Genomic DNA, 26,521 nt, shown 5'->3' on the forward strand with positions numbered 1-26,521 from the left:
GGTGTACCAGCCGTCCGCGGAGACGGAGAAGGTCGCGGTGACGGTCGAGCCGCACGGGACGGTGCCGCCGTAGCCGGCGATCTCCAGCGTGGTGGCCCGGAAGAGCAGGGACTGCTGCACGGTGCCGAGCGATTCGCCGCCCTCGATGTCGGTGGTCAGGACCGCGTCGACCAACTGCGTGCGCAGGGGCGGGCTGTCGGGGCTCGGCGGGCCGGCCAGGCCGATCCGGCCGGTGAACTGGACGCCGTTCTCGGTGACCGTGTAGCAGAGCTTGGTCCAGAGGCCGGACTGCAGGCCGGAGGCGTCGCAGACCTCCGTGGCGGTCTCGGTGGTGGTGGCGGCGGCGGTACCGGCGGCGACGGCGGCGACGGCCGGGGTCGCGCCGGCGAGAGCGAGTGCCAGGGCACCCGTAGCGGCGGCCGTCGTCAGCATCTTGCGAATCATGAGGTGCTTCTCCTGTGTGCAGGGCTCCTGGTCCGTCCAGCAGCACTGTTATGTGATATTGCACTATCTCTCTGTAGTCAGGGCGTCGCTCATCTGAACGGAGTGGGTCCGGTTGGCGCGGATTTGGTACGTGGAATCCGGACGTTTAATTCGCCCGCGCGTGGTGAGGGACGTCCTGGACCTGGCCGGGGGCGACTGGACCGGCCGTCCCACCCCGGGGGGCGGCCGGGCTGGGCCCCGTCGCGGCGGACGGTGATGCTGTGGGCGGTACCGGCCGGGTGGTGCGGAAGCCGGGGGGAAGAGCGCCGTGAAGCGCTGGTGAAACCGGGTGGCGGTGTCGAGTGCGGACGCACGGGGTGCCCGCTCGGCGGGGTCGCACGGAGCGGTTCCGCGCTCCCTCGGCCCCGAGGAGGCGGGGCCGGATGCTCACCTGGCACCGCGCCCCCACCTTCAAGGCGGGAACCTCCGTATGTATCAGGGGAAGCCGTGTCCGGCTGGGACATCCCGGGGCGCGCTGTACGCGCGGGCGGGCGGCACAGCCGCAGGGGCCCGGGAGCGTGGTACGCATGGTCGACGGCACGGCGGTGGTCGTCGAAGTCCCGCGCGAAGCCTTGACCGACCTGGCCTGGCGGGACCGGCACCGGAGCCACCGGACGACCGGCGCCCGCGACATCTGGTTCTGGCAGCCGGAGCCGACCCGTGCCGCGGGCCCGGGTCGGCTCCGGCTGGATCAGCTGCCCTGTCGTCGGGGCCGTCCAGCCTCACCGGGGAAGGCCGATCGATGCTGCGGAGGAGTTCGGATGAGTGGTCTGGGCTGGATGTACGGGGCGGACCTGCCGCTGGTGAGTGTCACGTTCGCCCGTGACCTCACTGCGCGGGAGCTCCTGGAGCGGATGGGGGCGGACCCCGCCACCCTCGCCGAACGGACCCGGGTGGAGTTCCACGAGGACTTCGGCGACATCCTCCACGAGGACGACGCCTACGTGGTCACCGCCGGCCGGTACGGGGCGTGGGCGTGGGCGTGGGAGCACGGCAGCTGGCTGTGCGTGGAGGGTGATGAGCTGCTGGGCGCGGTCTCGGCCGGGACGGCGGCACTGGTCCTGCACGCCAACGAGAAGCCCATGGTGGAGTTCCGCTACGCCGAGAACGGTCGGCTGGTGACCGGTCTGCACACCCTCCGGGGCATCGGGCCCGAGCACCGCACCGGCCAGGAACCTCACCGCTTCGACTCCGAACTGCGGGCGCTGGGCGCCCGATCCGACCTCGGGGAGACCGGGCCGCTGGGCCTGCGCGGGCTCTTCTACCGTCTCGCCGAAGGCCTCGGCGCGGGCATGGACCGGGACGACTTCCTTGCCGGGACGGCCCTCAGCGCCCGGCTTCGGCCTCACCCCGACCGGGCTGCGTGACATACAGCCTGTATTGGGCAGATGCTTTGAGGTTCTGGCTCAGCTTGTTTGACCGGTGACGGTCCGTGTCGGGTTCGTAGATCGACTGAAAGTCGTCGGCCCGGCTTCCGGGTGGCTGACAGTCGGCGGTCGTGACGCAATCGTGTTCCCTGTTCAGGGAGTTGCTGTTCCCGTCGGTGTCGGAGGTGGCGGTCGTCCGGGTGGAGGCGGCCGGTTCCGTGGTGCGGGTGGAGGCGCGGGCGACCGTCGACGGGGCCGACTGCCCGGGCTGCGGGACCCGGTCGAGTCGTGTGCACGGCTCTTACCTGCGGTTCCCGGAGCGTTTTATCCTGGTAGGAGTGTTTGGTTGCGGTCTGGGCGGCTGGCCTGTCTGGGGCGGCTGAGGTGTCCCGCGATTGCCGTGCCGTCCGAGGCCGGAGACAACGGGCAGGTGCCCGTTTCAATCCTTTCGCTTCTGTCTGATCCCAAGACGCCCCCAGTCAACCCTGTTTGCGCCCTGTGGCGGGAGGGCGGCCAGCGGTACTACCGAAACATGACTCGTCAGCGGCCGTATCCGAGTGACTTGTCCGATGCCCGATGGAATCTTCTGGAACCCACTTTGTCGGCCTGGCGGGCCGAGCGGAGAGGGAAGGGCCTGGACATCGGCCGGCCTCCCGAGCACGATCTCCGCCGGATCATGGACGCGGTCCTCTACGTCGACAGGACCGGCATCCCCTGGCGGTACCTGCCGCACGACACTTTGGGTCTTCTCCTGGCCGTCTGGGTCACCGCGGCCAGCGTCTCCGACAACGTCGGAGGTATCCACCTGCTCTCAACGATCGGGACGGCGCACCCCCGCGTCACCAAGGCCTGGGTCGACAGCGGCTACCGGACCAAGGCCATCGACCATGGCCCACCCCTGGTATAGACGTCGAGGTCACCCGACGCGCCCCGGGCGAGAAGGGATTCAAGGTCATCCCGTGGCGATGGGTGGTCGAACGGACCTTCGGCTGGCTGATGAACCACCGCCGACTCGCCCGCGACTACGAAACCCACCCGCACCGTTCCGAAGCCATGATCCGCCTCGCGATGTCGACCTGATGAGCCGCCGGCTCACCCGGGAGTCGACTGCGAACTGGAAGGACTCATAGGCCGCGAGCCACACTGACTCGCGCATCCTCGCCTCTCATCGCCTGCGGCCAACGATCGTCGATGACGCCGGCCTCCACCCGGCAGGCGGCGCAGGCGTTCTCCCGTTCCGGCGACCACCAGTCGTCGGACGGCGACATTCCGGCTTCCTGGATCCCGCACAGTGTCCTGGCGAAGACGCCGAAGGCGTGGGACACCTCCACTGGAAGACCATCAGCGACAGCCCTCTCCCAGCGCATATCCCTGGGCAGGTACGGCGGCCGCGAGACCTCGAACCACTCGCCACCCACATGAGTGGCGGCGTGACACCACGAGCAGGACCAAATCTCCCGCCCACGCCGTCGGCGCCACCGGCCACCGCCACATCGCCTGTCCGCACACATCGCACTCCACCGGCGGATCCCCACACGTCAGCGCAGTCCACCCCAAGACGCCGACGCACATGAGTTACCAAACACCCCTGCCAGGACAAAACGCTCTTTCAGCAAGATCTCGGCGTCGGGATGGTCGCGCAGAGCTGGATCCCGCTGCTTCGGAGAGCTGGTCGGTGGCCTCGTGGACAGTGCCCGATCGCGCGGGCCCACCACGTCTTCGAAGGCAGGCATACGCCGCGCCCGGTCGGCGTGGGGGATGCCGTGGAGGCGGTCGGCTTCGGCGCCGCTGCCGCGCTCGCCCCCGCCGGCAGGGCACCCTCGAACCGGCCGACCAGCCCGGGCACCCGTTGAGCGGACGAGGTCGACCCACGTCCTCGCCGCGAGCGCGGAGGTCAGCCACGCGGCCGAGGACCGTGTGGACCGGGGTCGGGTGAGGGCCGATTGTCCGGTGGACGCAGCGCCGGGACCGCCTGGTATTGTGCCCCCAGATTTGAACATGTTCAACAATAGGGGGAAGTCATCGAAACGTTGAGCGTAGACCCGCCGATTCCGAGGGCGGGGCGGGTCCTGGCGGTGTTGGCGGCGCTGTGTGCCACGCCGGCCATGATCTGGGGGGTCCAATACTTCGAAACGGTGGTCGGCATGCCGCTGATCCTCGGTTCACTCGCCGCCGCCGTACCGCTTCTCGCGCGGGACTGCACCGATTTCAGGCCGGCCTGCCTGGTGTTCGGCTGTGGACTGCTCGCCCTCCCGGTCTTCAGCATCCTGTTCGGCCCGTTCACGCTGACGCTGGTGCCCGCAGGCATCGTCCTCCTCATCGCGGCGAGCTACACACGCCCCGAACCCGGGCGCCTGCCGCTCCTGATCGGCACCCTGGTGTCCGCCGCCACCCTCGGCTACGCCGGCTGGACCATCGGCATCCCCTGGATCGCCCCCTACTTCCAGGAACCGGACGCGTTCGTCGCCACCGTCCAGATGGACACCCCCCTCCCGGGGATCGGCTACGACGGCTCGGGCCTCGGCCACGGCGCCACCCGGGTCTTCACGCTGGCGTCCGCCACCGAACGACGTGTCGTCGTCGTCTTCGACCCCCGCGCCCCCGACGCCGATCTCGCCGTCCTGCGCCGCCTGATCACCGACCTGCCGGGCGTCACCGACGTCCGACTCTGCGACCCACCCGCCGGGAACTGCCGCTGACCACCGCCCCCGATGACAGCCACGCCAGCCCCGGCCCCGCCCGGCACACGCGCGAACCCGACCGCCCCGACCCACCGGTCCTCTCCTCACCGACTCCCCACCAGGTGAGAACTACTCATGCACGGTCTAACGACGGATCTCCGGCGCAGGACACTAGCGGGGCAGCACGAGCAACTGGCAGGGCCCCGTTCGTGGTCCGCCCCGGACCTGTGGCTGAGCCTGGAGGCCAAGGTGCGCCTGGCCGGAGCCCAGCTCGGCCCGGGCGCTGTCGCGCGCCGGGCTGAGGGTTGGTCAACCGCTTGAGCGGTGGTGCCGGCGCCCTGGTGGGCGCCAGCACCACCCGGTTCGGGTTCTGTCGGTCAGAGGGTGCCGGCGATGGCGGTGCCGGTGTGGTTGCCGGTGAGGCCGGGCAGGTCGACGGGCTGGGGGGTGCTCCAGGTGGTGTCGGCGTGGCGGGAGACGAGCAGGACGCGGTTGTCGGTGGTGGTGACGGCGATCTGGGTGTCGCCGTCGACCGGGGCGGAGCTGACGGAGGTGGCCTTCGTCTGTCCGAAGATGCTGGTCAGCTGGCTGAAGGGCTGCCAGCTGGCGTCCTGGTGGCGGACGGTGTGGTAGAGCGCGCCGGTGTTGGTGACGACGACGAGGTTCATGTCGCTGCCCTGGCGGCTCATCGCGAGGGAGGTGACGGGGCCGATGGCGCCGGCGGCCTCGTCGACGGAGCCCCAGGCACTCCAGTTGCCGTTCTCGTAGCGGGCGGTGTGGTAGACGCCGTTGGCGATGACGGCGAGCTGCAGGTCGGGGCCGGAGCTGGCGGCGGCGACGGCGGTGATGTTGTTGAGGGGCCCGGTGGCGGAGAAGACGGGGCTGAAAGGGGTCCAGTTGGCGTCTGCGCCCCGGACGGAGTGGAAGAGCTGGCCGTCGGCGAGGGCGACGACGTGCAGGTCGGCGCCGATGGAGGAGACGGCGAGCTGGGTGATGCCGCCGAGGTCGGTGACGCCGGTGTTGAGGTCGCCGAAGTAGTCCCAGTTGCCGTCGAGGTGGCGCACGGTGTGGTGGAGGTGGCCGTCGCCGCCGAGGACGACGACGTGGGTGTTGCTGTCGATCCCGGTCGCGGCCACGGCCTTGACACCGCCGATGCCGGCGACCTGGATGTCCTGGAACGGGGTCCACGTGCCGTCGGCGAGGCGGGCGGTCTGGGACAGGCCGGCACCGGACCTGACCAGCCCCTGGGTCTTCCAGCCCGGCGTCGTGGACCGGACCTGCTGGATCCAGCCCGTCACGTCGTCGGTGCGGCTGCTGGCGGCACCGGTGCGGGTCTCGCTCTCACCGAGGCAGCCGCCCTGCCAGGAACGGGACGCCACGGCGACCAGCTCGGTCCTTCCGTTGACCTCCCGCACCACCGGAGCACCGGTGTCGCCCTTGCAGATCGCCGAACCGCCGGTGCCGGTGGTGTCGACGGCGGTCGGGCGGATGCCGGCGAGGGTGAACGCGCCGACGTGCAGCCGGTTGGGCAGCCACTCGGTCTTCGTGCGGCCGTAGCCGGGCGCCCGGAGCGTCTCCGCCGCTACGGGCGCGGCGGTCGCAACGCGCAGCGGCACGATGCCGTCGACCGGCGTGGCCAGCTTCGCCATCACCAGGTCGCGGTCCGGGCGGGCCACGAGGTCCACGACCTCGGTGGACGTACCGGTGCCGGTCGCGTTCAGGTCGGTGCGGCCGACGGTGACGGTGGTGCGCCACTTCGGGGCGCCGCCGACGGAGGGCCGGGCGGGGTCGTCCGAGAAACAGGAGGCCGCCGTGATCACCCAGGACCGGTCGACGAGGGCGCCGGTGCAGGTGCGGAAGGTGTCACCGATCGTCAGCTGCGCCGTGTAGTCGTACCAGGTGTCGGGGACGGGATCGCCTGCGGCGGCGTTCGCCGACGGGGCGGTGAGGGGGGTGATGGCTACGGCGGCGAGTGCCGCCAGGAGGGTGTCCACCTTGCGGGTGGGCCGTATGGACGTGCGGGGCACGGGGTTCTCCGATGCAGGGAATGGGTGTGCGGCTGACGGGGTGCTCGCTTCATACGTTCGCCCCACGGTCTGCGGCCGTGGTTGTCCAGCGACGAACGGAAGCTGCCGGACCGGGAGACGGTTGGTCACCCGGTGCTGCTGGCGGTGATGACCTTGACGCCAGCGGCGCCTGTGAACGCGGGCATGAACATCAACCGGTGACGGTGAGATCGACAACAACGGTCGGAGCTGCGCCGAGGCCTTCACCGACAGCCTTGATGCCGTCTTTTGGGATCTCGACGGTCTGTCCGGCATCGCCGCCGGTGAGGCCGGCCCGTACGGCGCGGTCGAGCCCCGAACTCGAGGCCGCCGCCCGGGCAGCGCTGCAGGGGTCGCCCAAGCAGCTACGGGCTTTCCTGCAGACCGGCCAGTACACGGCCAAGCGCAAGGACGCACTCGCCGCCACGCACCAGCTGGAACTCGACCGGCTCCTCACGGAGGGCGATGCCGCTGCAGCCCTTGCCCAGCAGAGCTCCGCCCAGGCGGCCCAGGCGGCTGCCCTCGCCGCAGGTGCCGTGGACCAGGCCAACAGCACGGCAGCCGCCGCGGGAGAAGCGGCGGGCAGGGCCGCCGGCTTCGTGGTCCAGGCGCAGCAGAAGGCGAAGGCGGCGGAGGCCAGCGCCAACCGGGCCGTGGAATCCGCGAAGACAGCGACTGCCGCGGAGGCTGCCGCCCGCAGCCAGATGGCGGCCGCCCTGAACTCCGCCCGTCATGCCAAGATCTCGGCGACCAAGGCCAGTGTGTCCGCCGCCCAGGCCCACCGGGCGAGCCAGGAGGCACGAGCCTCGTACGAGGCGGCGAACAACGACGCGAATGCTGCTGCCGAGGCGTCGGCCCGGGCCGCGCAGGCGTACCTCGCGAACGTCGCCGACTTCGAGGCGTACCGGGCCGAGGACCGCAAGCGCAGCGAGGACTTCTGGAAGTCGGCCATCCCGCAGATGGAGGCGGAGAAGCAGGCCGACGCGGAGAAGCGGGAGATCGAGGCCGCGATCCGGAAGGAACTGGAGGACCCCTACCGCGGCTACCAGCCGGTGAGCGGCAGGGACCTGGTCCTCGCGTTCACCCATGGCGTCCTAGACGGCGTGGGCACCTTCGGCGGCGTCGTCGCACCCGGCGCGGCTGATCTCGCTGACCTGCTCAACTGCGGTATCTACGCCATGCAGCGGGATGCGGAGAACGCCACGAGTTCGTGCCTGGGCGCGATCCCGATCCTGGGTGACCTGAAGGCTGTCACCAAGGTCGTGGACTGGATCAAGGCCGTGGGTCCGATCAGCAAGAAGGTGATCGAGTTCCTGGAGAACGTCTTCAGGAAGGTGCCGGGATCCTGCCTGGTCGCGGTGGCCCACAGCTTCCCCGCCGGCACCAAGGTCCTCATGGCCGACGGCTCGCGAAAGTCCATCGAGAAGGTCAGGACGGGCGACCGGGTCCTCGCCACCGACCCCGACACCGGACACTCGCCCAGCCGGTCGAAGCGACGATCTTCACGCCGGATGACCGTGAGTTCACCGACCTGGCGGTACGGGGCAAGGACGGCGACGCCGGCTCCCTCACCTCTACCGACCGTCATCCGTTCTGGTCCGAGACGGCCCACAAGTGGGTCAACGCTGTCGACCTGAGCGTCGGCGACCGTCTGCGCACGCCCACCGGCAACACGGTGAACGTGGTGTCGGTCGAGCACCGCAAGGTGTTGCGGTCCGCCTACAACCTCACGGTGCGGGACACCCACACCTTCTACGTAGTGGCCGGCAACGTTCCGCTGCTGGTTCACAACGGCAAGTCCAAGCCGCCGCCAATGCCCAAGATCGTCGAGGACGCAGCCAAGAAGCTGGTGGCCGGCCAGCTCAGGCCACGGCCGTCGAGCGAGTGGGACGGGATCGATCGCTTCGAGGGGAGGGACCTGAACCCGGCTGGTCAGAAGTTCTGGCAGGACACCCGCACCCTGGACGAGGACAAGCGTGCTCTGATATCCCAGGACCAGTGGGTCGAGACGATCATCTATGACTTCCCTGAAGGCGGGAACGACTACCGGTTGGCCGTGTGGAAGAAGCAAGGGGAGCCGGTCAAGTACGCCTGGTTCCCGCCGAAGAACGACAAGAACAGTGGCCACAACTATGGGCAGTTGATCCCGTTATGGGGTCCCGCTGGTTCTGATTTTTGATCTTGGTTTTTTGGGTGTGTTTTGCGGGTTGGTCGAGAGGGTTTTGGGGTTGGTGGCGCCTGGCCGCGGGTCTGGGGTGACCGTCTGGTGGTGTTGCTGGTGTCTGTGTCGTCTTTGACCTGTGGGTATCGCGGTTTCGCGGAGAGTAAGCGACTGCAATGGATGACGCTTGTTGTGCTGCGGTTGTACTGATGTCCCCGTAGGCCGTTAGCGGATAGGCCGCCGTCGGCGGGGGTCGTCGCGGGAGACTGCCCGGGTTGCCGTGCTGGCGCGAGTGAGTGGGCGGCCGGTTCCGGGCGGGGCTGAGCGGCGTGGGGGTTGGTCAGTAGCGGAAGCCGAAGAGCCCGCCTGCGGGGGTGTCGGTCAGGACGGTGTCGAGGATGTAAGGGGCGGCGTTGAAGCCGCGGTTGGTGGCTTTGGCGAGGTCGTCGGTGTTGAGGGTGACGATGTACTGCATGTTCTCTTCGGCGGTGACGGTCGCGGCGAGTTCGAGGGCTGCTTTGAGTTGGCGGTCGTCGACGCCGTCGTAGAGGTGGCTGTCGTGGATCAGGAAGTCGGGTCCGTGTCCGTGGCGGTGGGCCAGGACGGCCAGGGTCAGGTCGAAACAGAAGATGACCATGTTGCCGATGCCGCGGCTGTCGTCACTGTCGATACGGGGGGTGATGGTCAGGCTCTCGCGGCCGGCGTGGATGGCCAGGAAGGCTTCGCGGGGCCCGTAGAGGGCTTGGGCGAACCGGGAGAACAGCAGGGTCGCTTCGCTGGTCTGCTGGGCGCGTTCGTCGATGTCGGTCTCGACGGCCTGCTGCAATTCGATGCGTTTGGCGGTGATCTGGCGTGAGCTGGCTTCCAGGGTCTGGGCGGCGTCGTAGCGGTGGCGCAGAGCACCCAGGGCCGCTTGTTCGCGGGCGAGGGCCTGCTGGAGGGAGGTCAGTGCTTCCAGGGCGCCGCCTTCGTCGAGCTGGCGCAGCAACTGGGCCTGCTGCTCACCCAGGCGCGCGCGTTCGCTGCGGCGTTCGGCCAGGCGGGCGGTCAGGTCGCTGATCTCTTCGTCGAGGAAGCGGCGGCGGTTGCGCACGATGGAGTGGTGGAACGCCTCGACTTCCTGGAAGCGGCGGCGGACCTGGTCGCCGAGGACGATCCCCAGCTCTTGGTAGACGGGCTGCAGGTACTGGGTGTCGACGTCTGCTGTCTCGGTGACGGCCTGCTGCAGTTCCTCGAGGTTGGACTGCTCGATGGTGTCGTCCTGGGAAAGCTGCTTGATACGGCGGGAGAGCTCGTCGGCCTGGTCCTTGAGGTGCTCGTACTCCGGGACGACCTGGAAGGCGTTGACCTGGGCCTGCAGGCGCCTCAGCTGGGCCTCGGCGAGGGTGATCTGGCCGCGCAGATCGGCGGTCGAGCCGACGATCTGTCCCCAGACCGGGTCATTGACCGCCTTGCGGAGCTGTTTGCGGGTGGCATCGCGGGCGGCGAGCTGCCGATACCCGTCGGCGAGTTGCCAGTCCAGGCCGAGAAGGTAGGCAAGGTTCGTGGTCGCGTCGGCGGCGGACTGGCGGGCGAAGGTGCGTCCGGCTTCGTTGAAGCCGTGGGCCGATACCCGGCGTGCAAGGTAGGACAGCAGCGTTCGGCCGCTGACACCGGGATGGTCCCCGCGCAGCCCGAACAACCGGTGCTCGATCAGGTGGTTCCATTGCTCGATCGGGACCTCTACCGGGCCCTGCGACCGGAGGTCGAACAGTGAGTCCGGATCGGGAGAGGTCACGTCGGGCCACAGGGTCACAAATGCTGGCCGTGCGCCGCTGCGGCGCACCTCAAGGACCTCGGGAGTGCCGGGCCAGTCCAGGTCCAAGCCGAACGTGATCTGTTTGAGAGCCCGCTTGGTGAAGGGGTTGCGGGAGTCGCCGCGCGCGCCGAGCAGGAAGTGGACGAGTTCGACCATGCTGGACTTGCCGGCGCTGTTGCGGCTGTCGGTGGACGCGGAGGTGTCGGTCTTGTCAGCGAGCAGCAGGTTCAGGCCGCCGCGGAAGGCGATCTCCTTGAACCGGGCGTCGTCAGCGCTCAGGCGACGCAGCATCTGCACTCCTTACGACAAGCAGGTCCTCGTGCAGTTCGACCGCACCGATCCCATGCAGGACGTCCAGGGCCAGGACGAACCAGCCGAACGATACCGGGGAGTAGTGGTGGTGCTCTCGGCGCCAGACCTTCAGCCGTGCCCAGGCCTGGCTCACGGTCCGAGGCTCGTCCAACTGCAGCAGGACCTGGGCGCCGACCGCCAGCAGGCAGCGGTCAGGAGCGATGCCCTTGGTGGGTGTGATCACGGCTGCACTCCTACGAACGGGGCTGCGGCCCAGTCACTGGGCGGTGCCTCGAAGATGTCGCAACGGAAGAAGAAGTGCGCCAGGACCACCCAGGCCGCTCTGTGCACCGACCGCCGCTGGCGCTCGTTGCCCAGGACGTACATTTCCAATTGCCACAGCACGTCGTCGGGGTCCGGGTACTGCTCGCGCACCTGCTCGTAGAAGATGCGGAACCCGCGAGCGACCTCGTCCTGCTCCAGCGCCCGGATACCTCCGGCGTAGAAGGCCTCCACCAGGTGGGTGTGCCGCATGCCGCGCAGCAGGTCCTCTCGCGAGTCGCCCTGGAGCAGATTGAAGGCGAGCTTCTCCTCATGCACCTGAGGCAGGTCCATGAGCGGGTCCGCTTCGGTCCGTAGCTCCTTGAGGTGCTGCAGCAGCGGTTTCAGGTCGTCCATACCGACCCCGTACACAGTGGGTTTGACCGGGATCTCGCAGCTCAGGACGTCTTCTGCTTGCTCCAGCTCCAGGCTCATGCACTCCTGCCAGATGCTGCGCGTCCCCATCTGCTCGAACGCCAGATCCGGGTGATTCGTGTCGGCTACGGAGAGCATGGTCGTGATCTCGGGGTGGACCCCTCGCCGATCATTGTGAACGAACACGAAGGTGTCGAACTGGCCGTTGCGCTGACGTATGGCGCTGGCCAGGTCTTTGGTGAACTTCGTCCTCACAGCGGATGCATCCACGGTCTGCGGGGCGTAGCACGCGTAGAGCTTACGGCTGCTGAGAGTGAGCCCGTCCGCTCCCTGGTCGCCGAGCCTGCCGTGGGTCCGCACGTCGAGGAAGTTGGGATAACGCGTCACCATGACTCGGTGGAAGAAGTCCTCGAAGGCTGACTCGTAGAGATCGGCCATCAACTCGAGGAACTTCACACGGGCGTACATCCGCTGCTCGAATCGCACCCGTCCCCCTAATGGCCAAGAACGCCATGCTAGCTGCGTGCGACCGGACGCAGAAAGGCTCAGGTCATTCTCGGTTTCTGCACGAGGAAGCTGTGGCTGGGTTCCCAGGGCGGAGAAGCCGGTGGGTGCTGGACTGGGCTTGGTCATGGGGTGTGGTGGTGGATCCATGCCCGTAGGGGGTCGTCGTCGGACGGATCCAGGCGGGGGAGTCCGAGCTGGGTGGCGGTGTGGTGGAGGAATGAGGTGTGGGTGCGCGGGCGGCTGCTGGTGCTGCCGTTGAGGACGGCCAGTACGCGGTGGTGGTGGAGAGCTTGGGCGAGGGCGACGGTTTCGGGGTAGGTGACGACAGGCCGGGCGAGGAGTGCCCATGAGCCGCGGACCGGTGCCAGATCGGAGTTGGCCCGTTCCAGGGCTGTGGCGCGTCGTCGCCACCGTGGGGCTGCGTGTTGCTGGTGGTCGTACCAGCGGGTGGTGATGGTCTGGGCCCAGCTCCGGGCGAGGTCCGCGCCTTGATGACGAAGTAGGCGTTGGTGGGTGCGTTGCGCGTGCTGGAGCTCGGGGAGCGCGGCGACGTTGAGGATCACACTGTGCTCGTCGCCAGCGGCCCACGTGTGGTGACGGGTGCACAGGCGTTGGTGGCCAGGAGTGTAAATGCGGGCCGTGCTGGTGGCGCCGCGGGTGTGGTGCAGGACGCAGGCGGGGCAGGCGGCGATGGGTGGTTGCCGGTGGCGTGCGGTGCGCTGCCAGGTGATGTGGGGGAGGGCGTGACTGCTGCTTGGTCGGGCGAGGCGGGTGCTGGCGACGGGTTCCCATCGGGGCAGGGCCCGGGCGAGATGGGCGTGGGGTATGCGGGCGAGGGCGGCGATGCGTACCTGGGCGGCGCGGTTGGGGTGGAGTTCGGAGCCGGGCAGGGTGGCGAGGCCTTTGCCTTGGGCGTCGACGGCGATCGTGAGGGCTTCCAGGAGCTGGGGGAGGGTCTGCCGGTAGGCGTGTGCCAGGCGGGTGAGGTAGGAGGCGGTGCTCTCCTGCGGTATGGGTCGTAAGCGCTGGCATCCGGGGGTGACGGGTGGCGCGTAGACCGTGACCGTCATTGCCGGGCGGTGGTGCGTGCTGGGGCGTGGGGGCGGTAGTGCTCTTCGGCGAGGTGGTCGAGGTCGATGTTCTCCAGGACGGTACGGGTGATGCGTTCGGTGCCGTCGAGGATGGTGGTGATGGCGGCTTGGCGGATCAGGCGGGAGAGGCTGCCGATCCTGCCGCCGGTGCGGGCGTGGAGATAGCCGGCGAGGCGGGGCAGTGTGCCGGGGCGGTGGTGGGTGAGGTCGAGGGCGTTGTCCATGGCGGCGGCCAGGTCGCGGAACGGTTCGCGGGTGCCGTGGCGAAGCGGCAGTGCGCCGGTGTCGATGAGGCTGGCGCGGGCGGCGAGCTGTTGTCCGCGTACGCCGGTGAACAGCGGGGTGTCGGTGACGTCGATGCCGGCGTAGAGGAACGTGGCCCGGATGCGTTCGGTGAGGTCTTTCAGGAGGTCGGTTGGCGTCCGCGCCGGTGCTGGTGCGGGGGTTGAGGCGGTGGATCTCGTCGATGAGGACCAGGCGTACCCGGGCGGCGGCGTAGGTGTGGCAGACGGCGGTGGTGATCTGGGCCTGCGTCATCCGGGAGGTGACGGGGATGCCGAGGTAGCGGGCGAACTCGGCGGCGAGGGTCTTGGCGGTCGCTCCCGGCGGCACCAGGATGTACGCGACCGGCACGGTGTCCCTGCTCGCGTCGGCGCCGGCGCGAGCGTGTGCGGCGAGGTGGCAGGCGCGCCCGATGTGCAGGATGGCGGTGGTCTTGCCGCACGCGGCGGCCCCGGTGACGATCAGCGAGGGCCGGGCGGTGGTGTCCTGGTGACGCCCCAGGACCATCAGGGTGCGCACGGTGTGCGAGACCTTGTCGATGGCGGGGGTCTGCACGGTGACGAACCTGGAGTGGTAGGCGAGTTTGTCCTCCACACTGCGCGGCGGCGTGCCCGGGGCGGGCGGCGCGGGCACGGGTGTGTCGACGAACCGCTGGAAGCCGTCCCAGGTCGAGCAGCCGTACGCCCAGTCCTCCTCCTGCCCGCCCTCCTGACCGGCTCCCGCCCCGCGGCCCGCCCACGGGAGCGCGACCGCCGCAGGCTCCCCGCGCGCCGGCCCGTCGGCCCCGCGCGCAGCGGATGCACCTGGCCCCGCGACGGGCTGCCCGGTGCTGCCCGGCCTGGCCGCCACGCGGTGCCCGGATGTGCCCGGCGCCGTGTCGCTCGTGCTGCGCCTCACCACTGTTCGGCCTCCAGACGGGCGTTGTAGAGGGGGAAGCCGGTCTCGGGCCCCTCGTCACCGAAGTTGTCCATGTCCATGTCCGTGTCCGTCTCCGTCTCCGTCTCCGTCTCCGTTTCAGCGTCGTCTAGGGATTCGGCCCATGGCTGCCAGGGGTCCGTGCCGTCGTGTGACCCGTGCGGCCGGTGGTCGGTGGCCTGTTGCGGCACCGGGCCGGTGCCGTCTCCTCGGTGGGTGTCCGCTCCCGTCTCCGTGGCGGTGGCCGTGGTGGTGGTGTCGAGGGCGTCGGGCGGGCGGGTCGTGCCGGCGATGTGGCGGGCGGTGCGGGCCCGCTCGTTTCTGTTCGTGCTTGCGGTGCGGGCGCGCAGCAGGAGGTCGTCGAGGGCGCGGACGAGGGCGGCTTCGTAGTGGTCGCGGTCGGGTCGGCGGGCGATCTGGGTCTTGAGGTACTGCCAGATGTGGTCGTTGAAGGGGCTGGTCGCGTGGTCGCGGTGGATCCAGGGGATCTCGGTGAGCTTGCCGTTCGGCAGTCGGATCCAGACCTGGCGCAGGTCGTGGGGGTTGTGGTGGACCTCCCATTTGCCGCTTTGGGCGGTGACGGGGGAGGGGTGGCCGCGGTGGGGGTTGAGGACCACGTGGTCGTAGGTGCGGTGGTCGACGCGGATGCCCTGGTCGGTGACGGCCTTCCACACCGCGGGCAGCAGTTCGGTGTAGTCGTCGCCGGTCAGCGGGACGGGCAGGTATCCGCACACCGCGACCAGGGCGCCCCACATCTCGTTGGGTGACAGGCAGGCCCGGGGCATCATGGGGTGCCGCAGGCCTTCGTGGGGGCGGCTCTGCCAGCCGGCGGCGATCCACTCGTCGAGCAGGTCCTGCAGCTGGGGGAGTGTCCAGCGGGCCTGGGAGGCGACGTCGCGGCCGCGGCGGGTGACGTTTGAGGCGGTGTATCCGGCGACGTACTGGCACAGCAGGGTGTTGATGGAGCCGAAGGTGCGCTCCACCGGCCCCTTGGCGGCCGGCTGACGCGGCGGGGCGCTCTGCACGCTCACCCCAGCGTCTCGCACGCGGCGAGGAACGCCTCGGACACGAAGACCTTCCCGCGGTCGACGACGACGGTCTCCGGCACGATGACCGGCCGCGCGGCCGCTCCTTCCAGTCGTGCGTCCAGGGTCAGCAGCCGTTCGTAGGGCACGGCTGCGTGCGACAGCTCCAGCACTTTCGGCCAGCCGGGGCGCATCGGGTGCGGTACCGCCATCTCCGCCAGCAGCAGAGCGGCGTCCACCGCCTTGGTCGAGGCCGGCCGCAGGACGGCCGCCAGGATGGATCGCGTCGCGACGTCGAGGGCGATCGTGAGTTCGGGACGGCCGACGACGCCCTGGTCGAAGACCACCATGACGTCCAGCCGGGTGGTGTCGAGCATGACCTGCTCACCGGGCCGCAGGGCGTTCGTCGGCGTGAACGGCGCCGCGGGAACGGTGGCCGTCCGGGCGGGGCGCCCGGGAAGCTCCCGGGGGTCGGCGAGCGAGCGCACCAGCCGGTAGAACGTTGCGGGCGCCGGCATCGTCACCGCGCCCGGCCCGTGCGCCTCGTCCAGGATCTCCATCGTCAGCCGCCGTAGCCCCGCAACCGTCCCCTTGGACTGTCCCCGCTGGCGGCGCAGGGCGTCCAGGACGGCGACCACCACCCGCTCGTCCGCGCGCCCGGTGCGGCTGGAGCCGCGTGTGGTGCGGTGGTCCACCAGCCCCCACAGTCCCCGCTGGCGGTAGTTGGCGCGCATCCGCACCACCGTCGCCCGGCTCACGTTCGGCCAGCCGAGCGCGGTCAGCTCCTCGGCCTTGGCCTGCTCCCGCTCGGCCATCGACCACCGCGCCGGGTCGTACGCGGGCCGCGGCGCCCCCGCCCCGCCCGGCCCGGCCGGCAGTCCGCACTCCACCTCCTGGATGTGCCGCTGCCACGCCAGCGCCCGCTCCCGCTGACGCTCCGACACCCCCTCGAACAAGCCCCACTGCGGCGCCCCCGGAACCGCCTGCGCCCCCACCACCCGAAACCCCGGCGACCCGCACAGGTGCCGCACGTCCACCGCCGCCGCCAGGCCCTGCTCGTCGACCAGCCGCACCACGGATGCCTCCAGGGCCACGACCTGCCAGGCCCGGTCCTCGAACACCACATGGCAGCCCACCGCGACCACCGGCCGCCAACTCCCGATCACGCCCCCGCCCCCTGCCGCGCCACCGTCGCCTGCTGCTCCTGGCCGCTACCGGTGCGTCCCGGTCCGACGAGGACCCGCTCGTGCAGCGGCTCGCCCAGCTCGACGCCGAGGCGTCCGGACCACAGGCAGTGGAAGACCACCGGCCACACCTCCAGCGGGTCCCCGACCGCCCGCACCCCCTCCACCATCGGCCGCCGCTCGGCGAACGCCTCGAGCACGGCCTGGGCCAGCCCGGCCCGGCCCAGGTGGCGCGGATGCCGGTACCCGGCCAGCCACCGCACGTTGGCCGCCGTCACCGGATCCGCAGGCCCGAGCCGCCGGTACACCCACCCCACCTGCTCGCAAGCCTCGGCCAGCGCCCGCGCGGCCCGCCGCGCAGCGTCCCCGCCCGGCCGGTCGCCAGCGGGGCAGTCCGCGAGCATCGCGGTGCCGTCGGCGTAGCGGGCGAACACCTGCGGCACCCACGAGCGCACCCGGGTCGTCGGTGGAGCCGGCTGCGGAGTTGTAGCCGAAGGTGCCGCTGATGTGGAGCATGAAGCCGTTCTGTTCGGCGGCTTTGCGGGTGCGGTCCTTCGCTCTCGGCTGCCACTTCGCGCGGACCTGCTGCTCGACCTTGGCTGCGGCCGCGGGCTTGGGGACGCCTTGGCCTTTGAGCCAGCGTTGCACGGTGCGTTGCGAGACGCCGAGCTCGGCGGCGAGTGCCTTGGTGGAGCCCTTGGTGCCCTTCAGCAGGAACCGCATCCGCGCCGGCACGGACTGCGGGATGGGCTTGGTGCGCTCGGCGCGCTCCAGGCCCTCGTCGATCTCCCCCATCGGACTTCTCCTTCCTCGTGCTGGTGATGTTCGTGGTGGCTGGTTGCCGGTCGGCGGTCCGCTGGTGGTCGTGGTGTGTGGGGCCGGGCCCGCGTGGTGCGGGCCCGGCCTGGTGCGGCTACTCGTCGGCGGAGACCTGGCCGCCGGCCTTCATGTGCCGTGCCGGGTTGGTCCCGTCGGCGATCAGCTCGGTGATCTCGGTCATCGGCCGGGAGCCCTCGTGCTTCACGTGCCCGGGGCTGACGCCCAGGCGCAGCGAGGTGGTGAGGGTGCCGTCCGGGCGGGTGAGGACGTCCAGGGCGCCGGGGCCCGGGGCGGCGAAGACGGCGCAGTCGGAGAGGACGGCGAAGGCGTGCAGGCCGGTGTGGGCGTGCATGCGGATGGGTTTGCGGTGGAGGTTGACGGTGGCGGTGTCGATGACGAGGGCGCGCATCAGTGGGTCCCAGGTCGGGCGGTCCAGGGCGGCCCAGCGTTCGCCGGGCTTGTAGCCGTGGCCGCGGGGGCGTTCGCGCATCTTGCCGATGGTGCCCTTGGCGGTCTGCTTGATCGCGGTGAGCACGGCGAGCTCGGCCGGGTCGCCGGTGGTCTTGAGGTTGGCCATGGCGTCGAGGAAGGCGAGCGGGTCGTGGTCGGCGAGGGTGCGTGGGACGCCGAGGGCCGCCATGGTGTCGACGTACGCCTGCCGCAGGCGCTTGTGCCACGGGTCCAGGTAGGGGCCGTGCTCGTGCCGCAGCCAGCCCTCGGTCGGCTGGACCCGGGCGCCGAGCTCGGTGGCGTAGGCGACCTTCACCGTGGAGTACCAGGCAGGTCCCGTCGGGCGGGAGCCGTCGGCGGTGAACGGCGAGGGGAGCAGCGGGTTCGTGTCGACGCCGGACAGGTCCACCAGCCAGCTGCCGGGGATCTTGGGGTCGAACACCGGGTTCAGCTCGTGCACGGGCCCCGAGAGTGGCAGCACCAGGCGGCCGGCGGCGGCCAGGAAGGCCATGTTGATGTCCAGGCCGACCGCGAACGGTGCGGCCTTCTCGGTGTCGGTGAGGGGGCGGTGCCAGTCCCATGCCTCGGTGACCAGTTCGCCGCCCTCCTCGCGGTCCTGGGCGAGGGGGTGGACGTCCGGGACCTCCGGCGGGGCCGGGTCGAACGGGTCCTTGGGCCGGGAGCCCTCCACCGGGCCGGAGGTCCAGCCCACCGCGGTGCGCACCGCGCGGGTCGGCGGGCGCAGTGCGGTGACGAGTTCGAGGCCGGAGACGGCGGTGGAGCCGCGGGGGGTGAGGACCCGGGTGGCGTAGGTGCCGAGGAGGCGGGCCAGGTCGGCCCCGTCCAGGTGCTCGGGGATTTGCCAGCCGCCGGAGGCCAGGGCGCCCCAGGCGGGGATGCACAGCTGGACGCACTGGCGGCGGCCGTCCTCGGGGGTGCGGTAGATTCGGGCCCACGGGCCGAGGCCGCGCTGGGTGAGCAGCCAGCCAGCCTTCTCGACCGCCTTCACGGCCTTGTGGGTCTTCGGCAGCTGGCCCAGGCGCTGGACGTACTCGGTCTTCTCGTCGCGGCCCATCCGGGGCAGCCCGAGCTCTGCGAGGGCGGCGTCGGAGACGACGACCAGGGCGTCGCCGTCCTTGCCGTGCCGGTGCAGCCGCGGCGAGCCGAACTTGGCCTCCAACGCCCACTCCACGACAGCCGCCAGCGTGCGGCCGGCCGGAGCGGTCGACGCCACCGTGCCATCGGCGAGGTAGCGGACCGGCCGGGAACCGCGCCGCCGCAGCCGCCTCCCAGTCGGACGGACCCTCAGCCGCCGAAGTGGCCTTGGCCGGAGCCTTGCGCGCCCGTGAGGAAGCCACCGGACGCGACGACGTCGCACGACGCGCGGGTCCAGCCGCAGGAGCGCCAGCGGGGGCGGCCTGGCGGGGAGCGGCGACCGGCGCCACTGCGGCGGCCGGAGCCTGCTCGGCGGCGGCCGGCTGCGCGGCCGCGGCCGCGGTGCACCAGCCGCCCATGTGCACCGGACGGCCACCCGAGCGGTACGGCGTCGGGCGCCCGCACCGCACGCACGGCTGCGGCTGACCGGCGACCAGGTCCCCGGCCGCGTCGCGGTCCAGCTCCACCGCCTGGTCCACCTGGTCCGCCTGGTCGCCGCCGAACGCCGCCGAACGCCGCCGAACGCCGCCGAACGCCGCCGAACGCCGCCGGCATGGGAGCGGGCACGGTCGGCGCCGCCTCGACCGGGCCAGCCGTCGTCGGCACGGCCGACGGAGCCTGAACGCTGGCGGGGGCGAGGCCGGCGGCCTGGGCCCGGCGCAGCCACTCGGTGGGCTCGACCGTGCCGTGGCGCAGTGCCAGCGTCGCGAGGAACCTGATGTACACCTCACGCTTGGGCGGGCGCGGGTCGGTCGACCCGGCCTCCCAGCGCACGATCGTCTCCCGCCGGGTCTTCAGCGCCTTCGCCAGGTCCTCCTGGGTGTACTCGGCGGCCTTGCGCAGCCGCTCCCGTTCGGCGGGCACCGGCAGGTCGTCGGCCAGCTTCGGCCGCTCCAGCAGCGCGTCGATCGCCGCGAACAGGTCGTCACTCATGCAGCACCTCCCCTTCCATCACCCACCCTAGCGTGAAAGTAACTTCTGGATCGCACATTTGAGTCACGCCACCCCGGCCGGATGTGACGGTGCACCGTAGTTTGCGAATGGAGCACGGTAGTTTGCGAGCAGTCAGGAACTCGCCGCCGGCCTGGCGCTTTGCGTTCGCCACTGACCGTTCGGCAGCGGCACTCGCAAGCTACGGTGCACCGCCGCCGTACTGACCGGCAGGCTCTAAACGATCACTCGCAAACCACGGGGCTCCGTCACACCTCCCATCCCGCCGCCGCACCTCCGACGGAAGCCCCCGGATCGTAAGAAATTTCTTACGGCCAGCTTGACGCCCTGTCATTCGTAATGGAAACCTTACGTCCATGGACACATCTGCCTTCGACGGCCACGCGTTCCACACCACCTACGTGCTGGACGAATCCGCCCCCGAATTCGTCTTCCCCACCGGCCTGGTGGCCGGCTGCAGCTGCGGCTGGGAAGGCGATGCTGCGGGCGACGACCGCAAGGGCGGCGGCCATCCGCTCTCGAGCACCATGGAGGAGGACGAGGCCACGGAGGCCGCGCGGGCCGAGTGGCTGAACGAGCACATCGCGGAGGCCGGGCCGCTCGTGCCCGCCGCCCTCGCCGACCAGATCCGCGGCGTCGGCGCCCAGATCGACGCCCTGATCGAGGCGGACCAGCCGATGGCGGCCCTCGCCGCCATCCGCCTCGCCGGCGGCTACTACACCCGCCAGGCCCGCGACGCCGCCCTGCGAGCAAGCTACCTCGACAACTCGTGGGCGGAGATCGGGGCGGCGCTCGGCATCTCCAAGCAAGCCGCATGGGAGCGCTACGGTAAGTCCCGCGCGGACAAGGCCGCGGGGTAGCCGGCCCCGCTCACCAGGTGACCGGCGTGGCCGTCCGGATCAGAACGGCGGTCTGCTCCGCGTTCAGGCGTCCAGCCTCCCCATCCAGCAGTACGTCACCACCAGCTGGACAGCCGCGCCACGGCCTCCTGCTCGCCCAGCCTGGCCAGCGGACGCGACGCCAGCGGCCCGGCCAGGAACAGCATCCCCCCACAAGGCATCGAGCCGTTGATCGTTTAGAGCCTGCTGGTCAGTACGGCAGCGGTGCACCGTAGCTTCCGATTGCCGCTGCCGAACGGTCAGTGGCGAATGCAAAACGCCAGGCCAGCGGCGAGTTCCTGACGGCTCGCAAACTACCGTGCTCCATTCGCAAACTACGGTGCACCGTCACACCGGAGGCACACGGCACTGCCCCGCCGACGAGAGAGGTCCAGTCACCAGGACGCGAGAGGAAGAAGAGGAAGGAACTGCCTTCAGGACCTGCGGCTCTTCGAGAGGCTAGGGGCCATGGTTTCCGGGATCTTCCGTGTGTCTCCTCTCGCCGGGGAGACGACCCTCTCGCTTCTTGACCGGGTCGCTGCCCGCTACGGCCTCAACTCTGCGGCTCTGCTGACGACCTGGCAGTGGAAGGGGCAGCGCCCTCGGCATGAGAGCGGTGCGGGGCGGGCGGATGCCGAGATGCTGCTGGACACGGCCGGGCGGCGAGCCCTGGCCGGGTTGTGCGGGGTGCCGGAGGAGGTGCTGGAGCGGGCACTGCCGGCGTGGGGCGTGGACGACGAGAAGCTGGCCGCAGCGGCGGGTGCGGACGGTCCGCGGGCGGTGTGGCGGGTGGCCGGCGCGGCGGTGGGGCCGGCGGCGTTCGGATGCCGGTCGTGCGCGGCGCGGCGGACCGGGGCGCCAGTGCGGGTGGTGCGGTACGCGCCCCGCTGGGAGCGGGTGTGCGCGCGGCACGGCCGGTGGCTGCTGGACGCGGACGCCGACCACGGCCTGGAGTTTCTGGATGTGCGCGGCCTGCCGGAGATCGCCGAGGCGCAGCGGCAATGGGTGGGAATGGTCCGCCGGGCGCAGCGTGGCGGGGTGGAGGCGGCGGCGGTGTTCGCGGTGGCGCGGGCGGTGGTGTGCCAGTGGTGGGACCATGCGCTGGGGTGGGAGCAGGAGCGGATCTGGCCGGCCCGGCTGCACCGCCTGGCCGGCGGGGACGCGGGGCCCGAGTTCTGGTGGTGGCGGGCGGTGGCCCGGGAGGCGGCGACGTTCCCCGAGGTCGTCGCGGTCGCCGGGGCGCTGGTGGACCCGGTGGTGGCCGAGTTGGTATGGCAGGACAGCGGCGGCGAGCGGATCCGTCCCTTCCCGCCCGACGGGGCGCTGTGCCAGGAGCTCGGCCGCAGGCTCGCCCGCCCCTGGCTCGGTGAGGTCGGCGCGGTCCCCGACAGCAGCGCGCTCACCGCCTGGTGGGGAGCACTCGTGCGCCGGCGCCGTGGCGCCGGCCAGAGCGGTGAGCGGTTCCTGGACCCGTGGTGGGTCAAACGCGAGGACCAACCGGTCTCCGTGGCGGCGCAGCTGCGGAAACTGGCCCAGCGGGCCGAGGGCACCATCAGCTGGAGGTCGGCGGTGCCCGCGGACGACCGTGCCCGCATCCAGCGCCTGATCCGCGAGGCCGCCGAGTCGCTCGAGGCCCCGCCCCCCGATGGCAGTGGGCAGGTCGCCGCCGTCAGCCGCGATCTGCTGCAGGCTCTGGCCCGCAGCGCCGAACTCGTCGGTCAGGCCCTGCTGGAGACCACGGCCGCGGCCCTGCAGGCTGGAGTCCCGCTGCAGGTCCTCGGCGACTGGAGCGGCACCCCCGCCGAGGTCCTGCGGATGGACGTCGAGGCGTACCAGGAGGGGCAACGTCGGGCCTGACAGGCGCCGTTTGGGTGCGGCTTCCCGTCTTGCAGCGGTCTCTAGCGTCTCGGGTGCGGTGGCAGTGGCGGTTCGTCGAGTTTTCCGCTCGTACGGGTGAGGTGCTGGCTGTTGCTGTATCTGCGGCTGTGTCAGCTATTTGACTGCTCGCGTGAGTGATTCGGGAGCAGTGGCCGGGGCCGTACGCCCTGCGGGGGCGTGGGGGTTCGAGGCGGCGTTCGCGCCGGTTGCGGGCCGGGTGGTGCAGTGGCGCTGGGAGCAGGCGGTGGCTGCGGTGCGGTTCGAGGACCTGGCGCCGGTGTCCGGGTTTCCCGCGATTGCGGGCAAGCGGTGGGGTCCGGGCTGGTGGTGGTCGGCGACTCGGGGCGGCTGGTGGCGCACGGGTCGGCGGCGATGCGCCTGCGGCTGATGCTGCTGGACCGCGATCCGCAGGTGGTGGGGCTGTCCGCGCGGGCGGTGCGGCTGGTGTGGCGCGAGGGGGACGGCCCGCCCCCGAACCATCACCCAAAAGATGCCCGCAGAGGTCGCCCGCAGGCTGTACGCCGCCCGCGACACCGGAGCCACCCAGGCCCAGCAGGAACGGATCCTCGCCGAAGGCCTGCGCGAGCACTACTTCAAGGACAACGGCCACCGCGCCCGAGGCCTCGACGTCGAACTGAACGACATCGCCTGGCTGGACGTCGAACTGTAGACCCCGGCCGCCAGCCACAGGTGACGGCCTCTTGGCGCTTTCTCAAGGCCGCACAGACTACCGCCGGGGGGCAACTACACCGCCCGGCGGTAGGACGGGCCGCTACGCCCACTCCACGCCGTGTTCGGCGAGCTGCGCGAGCTGTCCAGCGGTCAGTTTCGCCCGGCGGGCTTTCTGGTTGTTGAGCCAGGTACCCAGGGCGAAGTGCGACACCACCACCTGCTCCGCACCGCCGGGGCCGGCCTCCATGCTCTCCACCGGCTCCTTGTGCGGGCGGGGCACCCGCGGGTGCCGTTCCCGCTCGACGAAGGCCGCCAGCGCCGCCAGGCCCTGCTGGAATCGGTCGGTGCGGGAGCGCGTCGGCTTCGCCTCGGCGGCGGCCTTGGCGGCCACCAGCTCGGGGTCGGCCTCGATGCCGATCGCGGCGAGCAGGTCCCGCTGGTTCTCCTCCAGGTCCGGCCAGCCACCGCGTTGTGCCTTCACCCAGCGGCCGAGCTGCTCGCCTTCGTACACGGTGTCCTCGGGCAGCCGCGCCCAGTCGACCAGGCCGTCGGTGTCCAGCCACCACAGCCGGGCGGTCGCGTAGGCGCGCTGCCAGGTGATCGGCCAGGCCGGGCACCACCACGGGTCGATCTCCTCCAGCGCGCGGCGCCGCTCGGGCGACAGCGCACCCTGCTCCCCGGCCGGCACCTGCGCGGCGGCCCGCAGCTCGGAGAGCCACGTGCCGATCGCGTACCCGCCGACCGAGGCCCGCGCCGGCGCCGCCAACGACCCGCCGTGGCCCTTCGCCCAGACCCGCGCCCAGTCCAACCCGGCCTCGAACCGCGCATCGCTCACGGACCAGATCATGCCGAGCGCGTCCAGCATCTCCACCCGGTATGACGCCAACTCACCATTCGCATTCTCGCCCCGCCGGTCCGACAGCCACTTTCCCAGCGGATAGTTTCCGTTCTCCCCGACCAATGCCGAATAGGGGACGTCAAGGCCACCGGTCTCCTCGAACCACCGCCGCGCATGCCCGATCCCCTCACGCCACAGCTGCGTCTCACCGATCAGCACCCGCGAGGCGATGAACAGAGCGAGCACGTTCTCGTCCACCGGCGTCTGGAACCGCACCGGCAGCGTGAACGCCCCGCCACCACCCGCCCCGACCATGCTCTCACCAGGACCGGAAGCCGCCTCAGCGCTGCGCCCCTTGGTCCGCTTGCCGGACTTCTGCGGCACCGCGAGAGCCTCCACCACCTTGGCGTCGTGGCTGCGCAGCGCGGTCAGGATCTTGACCAGGGGACCGTAGGAATCCGACTCCAGAATATCTCCGGGCTGCTCCCCGGGCTTGAGGAAGACCGGGACGATCAGGCTGGCGGTTTTCCCTTCGCCGGGCTGCATGCGCAGGGCCCGGCCGATGGCCTGGACGATATCCACCATGCTGCCCCGGCCCTGCAGAAGAACCGAATCCGCATTCGGGATATCAACTCCCTCACCCAGGACCTTGCACTGGGACACGATCCGGCGCCTCAGACCATCGTCCTCCTCGCCCTTCCCGAAGTCGCCGATGACCTCCTTGCGGAAATCCACCTCGTGCTCGCCGGAGAGCCACTGCGCCCAAAACTCCTCGGGGTATTTCTGCGGGTTCTCGAAATGCAGCTTCTCGACGGTCTGGTTCAGCGTCTCCGAGAAGTAGCGGGCCTCGATCGTGCGGCTGTGGAACGTGATGCACCGCTCCAGGTCCCGCTCGACCACGGTCTTGACCAGCCCGGCCTGGATCGCCGCGATCCGCGCGGCCGGCACCTCGTCCTCGCTCCCGTCCTCCTCCTCGCCGACCCCCGGCCCCCACGGCACACCCTGCTGCTCCGCCCCAGCCCGGTCGCCGAGCGGGTCGCGCAGCTCCAGAACCACGATCTCGAACGGCGCCAGCAACTTCCTGTCGATGGCCTCTGCCAGGCCCAGCGAGTAGACGTGCGGGCCGTAGACCCGCTGGTCGTCCATGGACACCGCCAGCTCCTCCGGCAACGGCTGGTGGGCGTCCTCGCGCCGCCGCACGGCCCGGCTCGGCGGCGCCCAGATCCGCGGAGTCGCCGTCATGTACAGCCGGCGCTCCGCCGGGATCGCGGCCTGGTCGTGCACCACGGTCCAGGTCTTCTCGACACTGCCGGAGGAGCGGTGCGCCTCGTCGCAGACCATCAGCCCGATCGGCGGCAGCAGCTCGCCCTGGCGCTCCGCCCAGTACTCGTAGGCGTCCTGCACCGCCCCGATCGAGGTGTAGGTGGCGAACAGGGTGGTCGGCCGGCGGTGCTTCGCGGCATTGGACAGCCACCTGCCGATCATCAGCGGGCTAGTGGACGCCATCACGCCGAACGGCAGCTCACGGTCCACCAGGGAGCAGATGGCGTGCATGTCCCCGGAACGCCCGGCGGCCCGCCAGGAGCCGATCATCTGCACCAGCAGGTCCAGCGTCGGCACGACCACCAGGACCACGCCGCGGGGCACCAGCTTCTGGCCGGCCGCCGCCCCGACGTAGCTCTTGCCGGAGCCGGTGGCCATCTGGACGGTCGCCCGCAGCCCGTTCGGCGCCGGGTGTCCCGGTCGGGGCGTCAGGCCCCTCACGATGGCCTCCAGGGCCTCCTCCTGGTGCCCGCGCAGCGAGATGCCGGCGGCTGCCTGAGCGGCCATCAGGCCGGGCTTTACGACGTTCATGAAGACGTGTCTCCCCTCACCCATTCCCGAGTCCGCACACGGGACCACGCGGGAAATACCGACAGTGCCTTACTGATACATTCGACGGACCGGCGAAGGAATCCGTCCAACCGGAATACAAGCCCGATTGAAGCGGCGTCCGAAAGGATATCAGTCCCCGGCCGAAGAATCCGGTGAATGCACGAAAGGCGCGGGTCCGGACCCCGCTTTCGGCGGGATCCTCCGACGCTTCAATACTGATACAGTGGGGGACCGTTGCTCACCCCGTCAGGGTAGCGCACCTCACCCTCCGGTGGGGCCGAAACAGTGGTCTGGACCAAGGTCTAGACCAATCCGGCGGGAGCGAAGCCGACCCGCACACCCCCCCGACACCCACCCCTCCTCCTAGTCAGCCTGTCGTGAGTTCAGTCAAAATCCCAGTTCAACGATGTGAACGGACATCAGCCCGCCAGGGCCATGGAGCGGAGCGGAGTGGCCCCGGGCCCGAGTGGAGCCGGGCC

Annotated in this window: 21 protein-coding genes and 3 pseudogenes; 9 read left to right on the plus strand and 15 right to left on the minus strand. The window is 70.7% G+C overall.

Translation table 11 applies throughout. The features are described from left to right. A partial coding sequence (locus SM793_RS33115; RefSeq protein WP_320442028.1) for a hypothetical protein occupies positions 1 to 444 on the minus strand: 444 nt, incomplete at its 3' end. Between the two features lie 800 nt (positions 445 to 1,244). Between SM793_RS33115 and SM793_RS33120 the strand changes: the two genes are divergently transcribed. The 3 genes and pseudogenes from SM793_RS33120 to SM793_RS33135 all read left to right on the plus strand — a co-directional run bounded on the left by SM793_RS33120 (position 1,245) and on the right by SM793_RS33135 (position 4,549). Beyond that, on the plus strand, positions 1,245 to 1,850 hold the full coding sequence (locus SM793_RS33120) for a DUF6461 domain-containing protein (RefSeq protein WP_320442029.1): 606 nt from the start codon (positions 1,245 to 1,247) through the stop codon (positions 1,848 to 1,850). Between the two features lie 532 nt (positions 1,851 to 2,382). After that, positions 2,383 to 2,980, plus strand: a pseudogene (locus SM793_RS36525) (transposase). Between the two features lie 1,014 nt (positions 2,981 to 3,994). Beyond that, the gene (locus SM793_RS33135) at positions 3,995 to 4,549 is read left to right on the plus strand and encodes a hypothetical protein (protein WP_320442031.1); all 555 of its coding nucleotides are present in this window, start codon (positions 3,995 to 3,997) and stop codon (positions 4,547 to 4,549) included. 359 nt (positions 4,550 to 4,908) lie between these two features. Here SM793_RS33135 and SM793_RS33140 read toward each other — a convergent pair whose 3' ends face one another. Continuing rightward, positions 4,909 to 6,558, minus strand: coding sequence for a trypsin-like serine protease (locus SM793_RS33140; RefSeq protein WP_320442032.1), 1,650 nt, complete (start codon positions 6,556 to 6,558; stop codon positions 4,909 to 4,911). Between the two features lie 302 nt (positions 6,559 to 6,860). Here SM793_RS33140 and SM793_RS33145 point away from each other — a divergent pair, with 302 nt between their 5' ends. Together SM793_RS33145 and SM793_RS33150 are read left to right on the plus strand one after the other, a co-directional pair. Continuing rightward, positions 6,861 to 8,213 (plus strand): hypothetical protein, encoded by a 1,353-nt coding sequence (locus tag SM793_RS33145; RefSeq protein WP_320442033.1) that lies wholly within the window; start codon positions 6,861 to 6,863, stop codon positions 8,211 to 8,213. Further along, positions 8,108 to 8,755, plus strand: coding sequence for a polymorphic toxin-type HINT domain-containing protein (locus SM793_RS33150; RefSeq protein WP_320442046.1), 648 nt, complete (start codon positions 8,108 to 8,110; stop codon positions 8,753 to 8,755). Before SM793_RS33145 ends, SM793_RS33150 begins: the two co-directional genes overlap by 106 nt. 322 nt (positions 8,756 to 9,077) lie before the next feature. Here the strand turns inward: SM793_RS33150 and SM793_RS33155 are convergent, their stop codons facing one another. The 6 genes and pseudogenes from SM793_RS33155 to SM793_RS36535 form a co-directional block, all read right to left on the minus strand. Then, complete coding sequence (locus SM793_RS33155; protein ID WP_320442034.1) at positions 9,078 to 10,826, minus strand: ABC-three component system protein; 1,749 nt, start codon at positions 10,824 to 10,826, stop codon at positions 9,078 to 9,080. After that, a complete protein-coding gene (locus tag SM793_RS33160; RefSeq protein ID WP_320442035.1) occupies positions 10,804 to 11,070 on the minus strand; it encodes an ABC-three component system middle component 6 in 267 nt (88 codons plus the stop codon). The genes SM793_RS33155 and SM793_RS33160 overlap by 23 nt, the downstream gene beginning before the upstream one ends. Next, entirely contained in the window at positions 11,067 to 12,008 is a 942-nt protein-coding gene (locus tag SM793_RS33165; protein WP_320442036.1) for an ABC-three component system protein, read from the minus strand. The genes SM793_RS33160 and SM793_RS33165 overlap by 4 nt, the downstream gene beginning before the upstream one ends. 143 nt (positions 12,009 to 12,151) lie before the next feature. Further along, a complete protein-coding gene (locus SM793_RS33170) occupies positions 12,152 to 13,099 on the minus strand; it encodes a TniQ family protein (RefSeq protein WP_320442037.1) in 948 nt (315 codons plus the stop codon). After that, positions 13,096 to 13,344 carry a hypothetical protein gene (locus SM793_RS36530; RefSeq protein WP_413816093.1) on the minus strand — a complete coding sequence of 83 codons (249 nt, stop codon included), beginning with the start codon at positions 13,342 to 13,344 and terminating at the stop codon, positions 13,096 to 13,098. Before SM793_RS36530 ends, SM793_RS33170 begins: the two co-directional genes overlap by 4 nt. A gap of 280 nt (positions 13,345 to 13,624) precedes the next feature. Continuing rightward, positions 13,625 to 13,909: pseudogene (locus tag SM793_RS36535) on the minus strand (TniB family NTP-binding protein); the annotation flags it as partial. Positions 13,910 to 13,985: 76 nt separating this feature from the next. Here SM793_RS36535 and SM793_RS33180 point away from each other — a divergent pair. Next, entirely contained in the window at positions 13,986 to 14,114 is a 129-nt protein-coding gene (locus SM793_RS33180) for a hypothetical protein (protein ID WP_320442047.1), read from the plus strand. Between the two features lie 181 nt (positions 14,115 to 14,295). On the opposite strand, the gene SM793_RS33185 is transcribed toward SM793_RS33180, so the two are convergent. The 6 genes and pseudogenes from SM793_RS33185 to SM793_RS33205 form a co-directional block, all read right to left on the minus strand. Beyond that, a complete protein-coding gene (locus SM793_RS33185; protein WP_320442038.1) occupies positions 14,296 to 15,348 on the minus strand; it encodes a Mu transposase C-terminal domain-containing protein in 1,053 nt (350 codons plus the stop codon). Next, positions 15,345 to 16,508: a hypothetical protein gene (locus tag SM793_RS33190; RefSeq protein WP_320442039.1), complete on the minus strand. Its 1,164-nt coding sequence runs from the start codon at positions 16,506 to 16,508 to the stop codon at positions 15,345 to 15,347. Before SM793_RS33190 ends, SM793_RS33185 begins: the two co-directional genes overlap by 4 nt. After that, positions 16,505 to 16,969 carry a TnsA-like heteromeric transposase endonuclease subunit gene (locus SM793_RS33195; RefSeq protein WP_413816091.1) on the minus strand — a complete coding sequence of 155 codons (465 nt, stop codon included), beginning with the start codon at positions 16,967 to 16,969 and terminating at the stop codon, positions 16,505 to 16,507. Before SM793_RS33195 ends, SM793_RS33190 begins: the two co-directional genes overlap by 4 nt. Before the next feature lie 73 nt (positions 16,970 to 17,042). Beyond that, positions 17,043 to 17,321, minus strand: a pseudogene (locus SM793_RS36540) (helix-turn-helix domain-containing protein); the annotation flags it as partial. Between the two features lie 118 nt (positions 17,322 to 17,439). Then, positions 17,440 to 19,173, minus strand: a complete 1,734-nt coding sequence (gene tap, locus SM793_RS33200; RefSeq protein WP_413816092.1) for a telomere-associated protein Tap — start codon at positions 19,171 to 19,173, stop codon at positions 17,440 to 17,442. Next, the gene (locus SM793_RS33205; RefSeq protein WP_320442042.1) at positions 19,101 to 19,883 is read right to left on the minus strand and encodes a helix-turn-helix transcriptional regulator; all 783 of its coding nucleotides are present in this window, start codon (positions 19,881 to 19,883) and stop codon (positions 19,101 to 19,103) included. Before SM793_RS33205 ends, tap begins: the two co-directional genes overlap by 73 nt. A 374-nt stretch (positions 19,884 to 20,257) precedes the next feature. On the opposite strand from SM793_RS33205, the gene SM793_RS33210 reads away from it, so the two are divergent. The 3 genes from SM793_RS33210 to SM793_RS33225 all read left to right on the plus strand — a co-directional run bounded on the left by SM793_RS33210 (position 20,258) and on the right by SM793_RS33225 (position 23,327). Next, positions 20,258 to 20,761 (plus strand): hypothetical protein, encoded by a 504-nt coding sequence (locus SM793_RS33210; protein WP_320442043.1) that lies wholly within the window; start codon positions 20,258 to 20,260, stop codon positions 20,759 to 20,761. Positions 20,762 to 21,418: 657 nt separating this feature from the next. Then, a complete protein-coding gene (locus SM793_RS33215) occupies positions 21,419 to 22,636 on the plus strand; it encodes a DNA-binding protein (RefSeq protein WP_320442044.1) in 1,218 nt (405 codons plus the stop codon). A gap of 511 nt (positions 22,637 to 23,147) precedes the next feature. Continuing rightward, positions 23,148 to 23,327, plus strand: a complete 180-nt coding sequence (locus tag SM793_RS33225; RefSeq protein WP_320442048.1) for a hypothetical protein — start codon at positions 23,148 to 23,150, stop codon at positions 23,325 to 23,327. A gap of 102 nt (positions 23,328 to 23,429) precedes the next feature. Here SM793_RS33225 and SM793_RS33230 read toward each other — a convergent pair whose 3' ends face one another. Then, positions 23,430 to 26,021, minus strand: a complete 2,592-nt coding sequence (locus SM793_RS33230) for a DEAD/DEAH box helicase (RefSeq protein ID WP_320442045.1) — start codon at positions 26,019 to 26,021, stop codon at positions 23,430 to 23,432. Between the last annotated feature and the right edge of the window lie 500 nt (positions 26,022 to 26,521).

This window comes from Kitasatospora purpeofusca (assembly GCF_034043715.1).
GTDB lineage: Bacteria > Actinomycetota > Actinomycetes > Streptomycetales > Streptomycetaceae > Kitasatospora > Kitasatospora purpeofusca_A.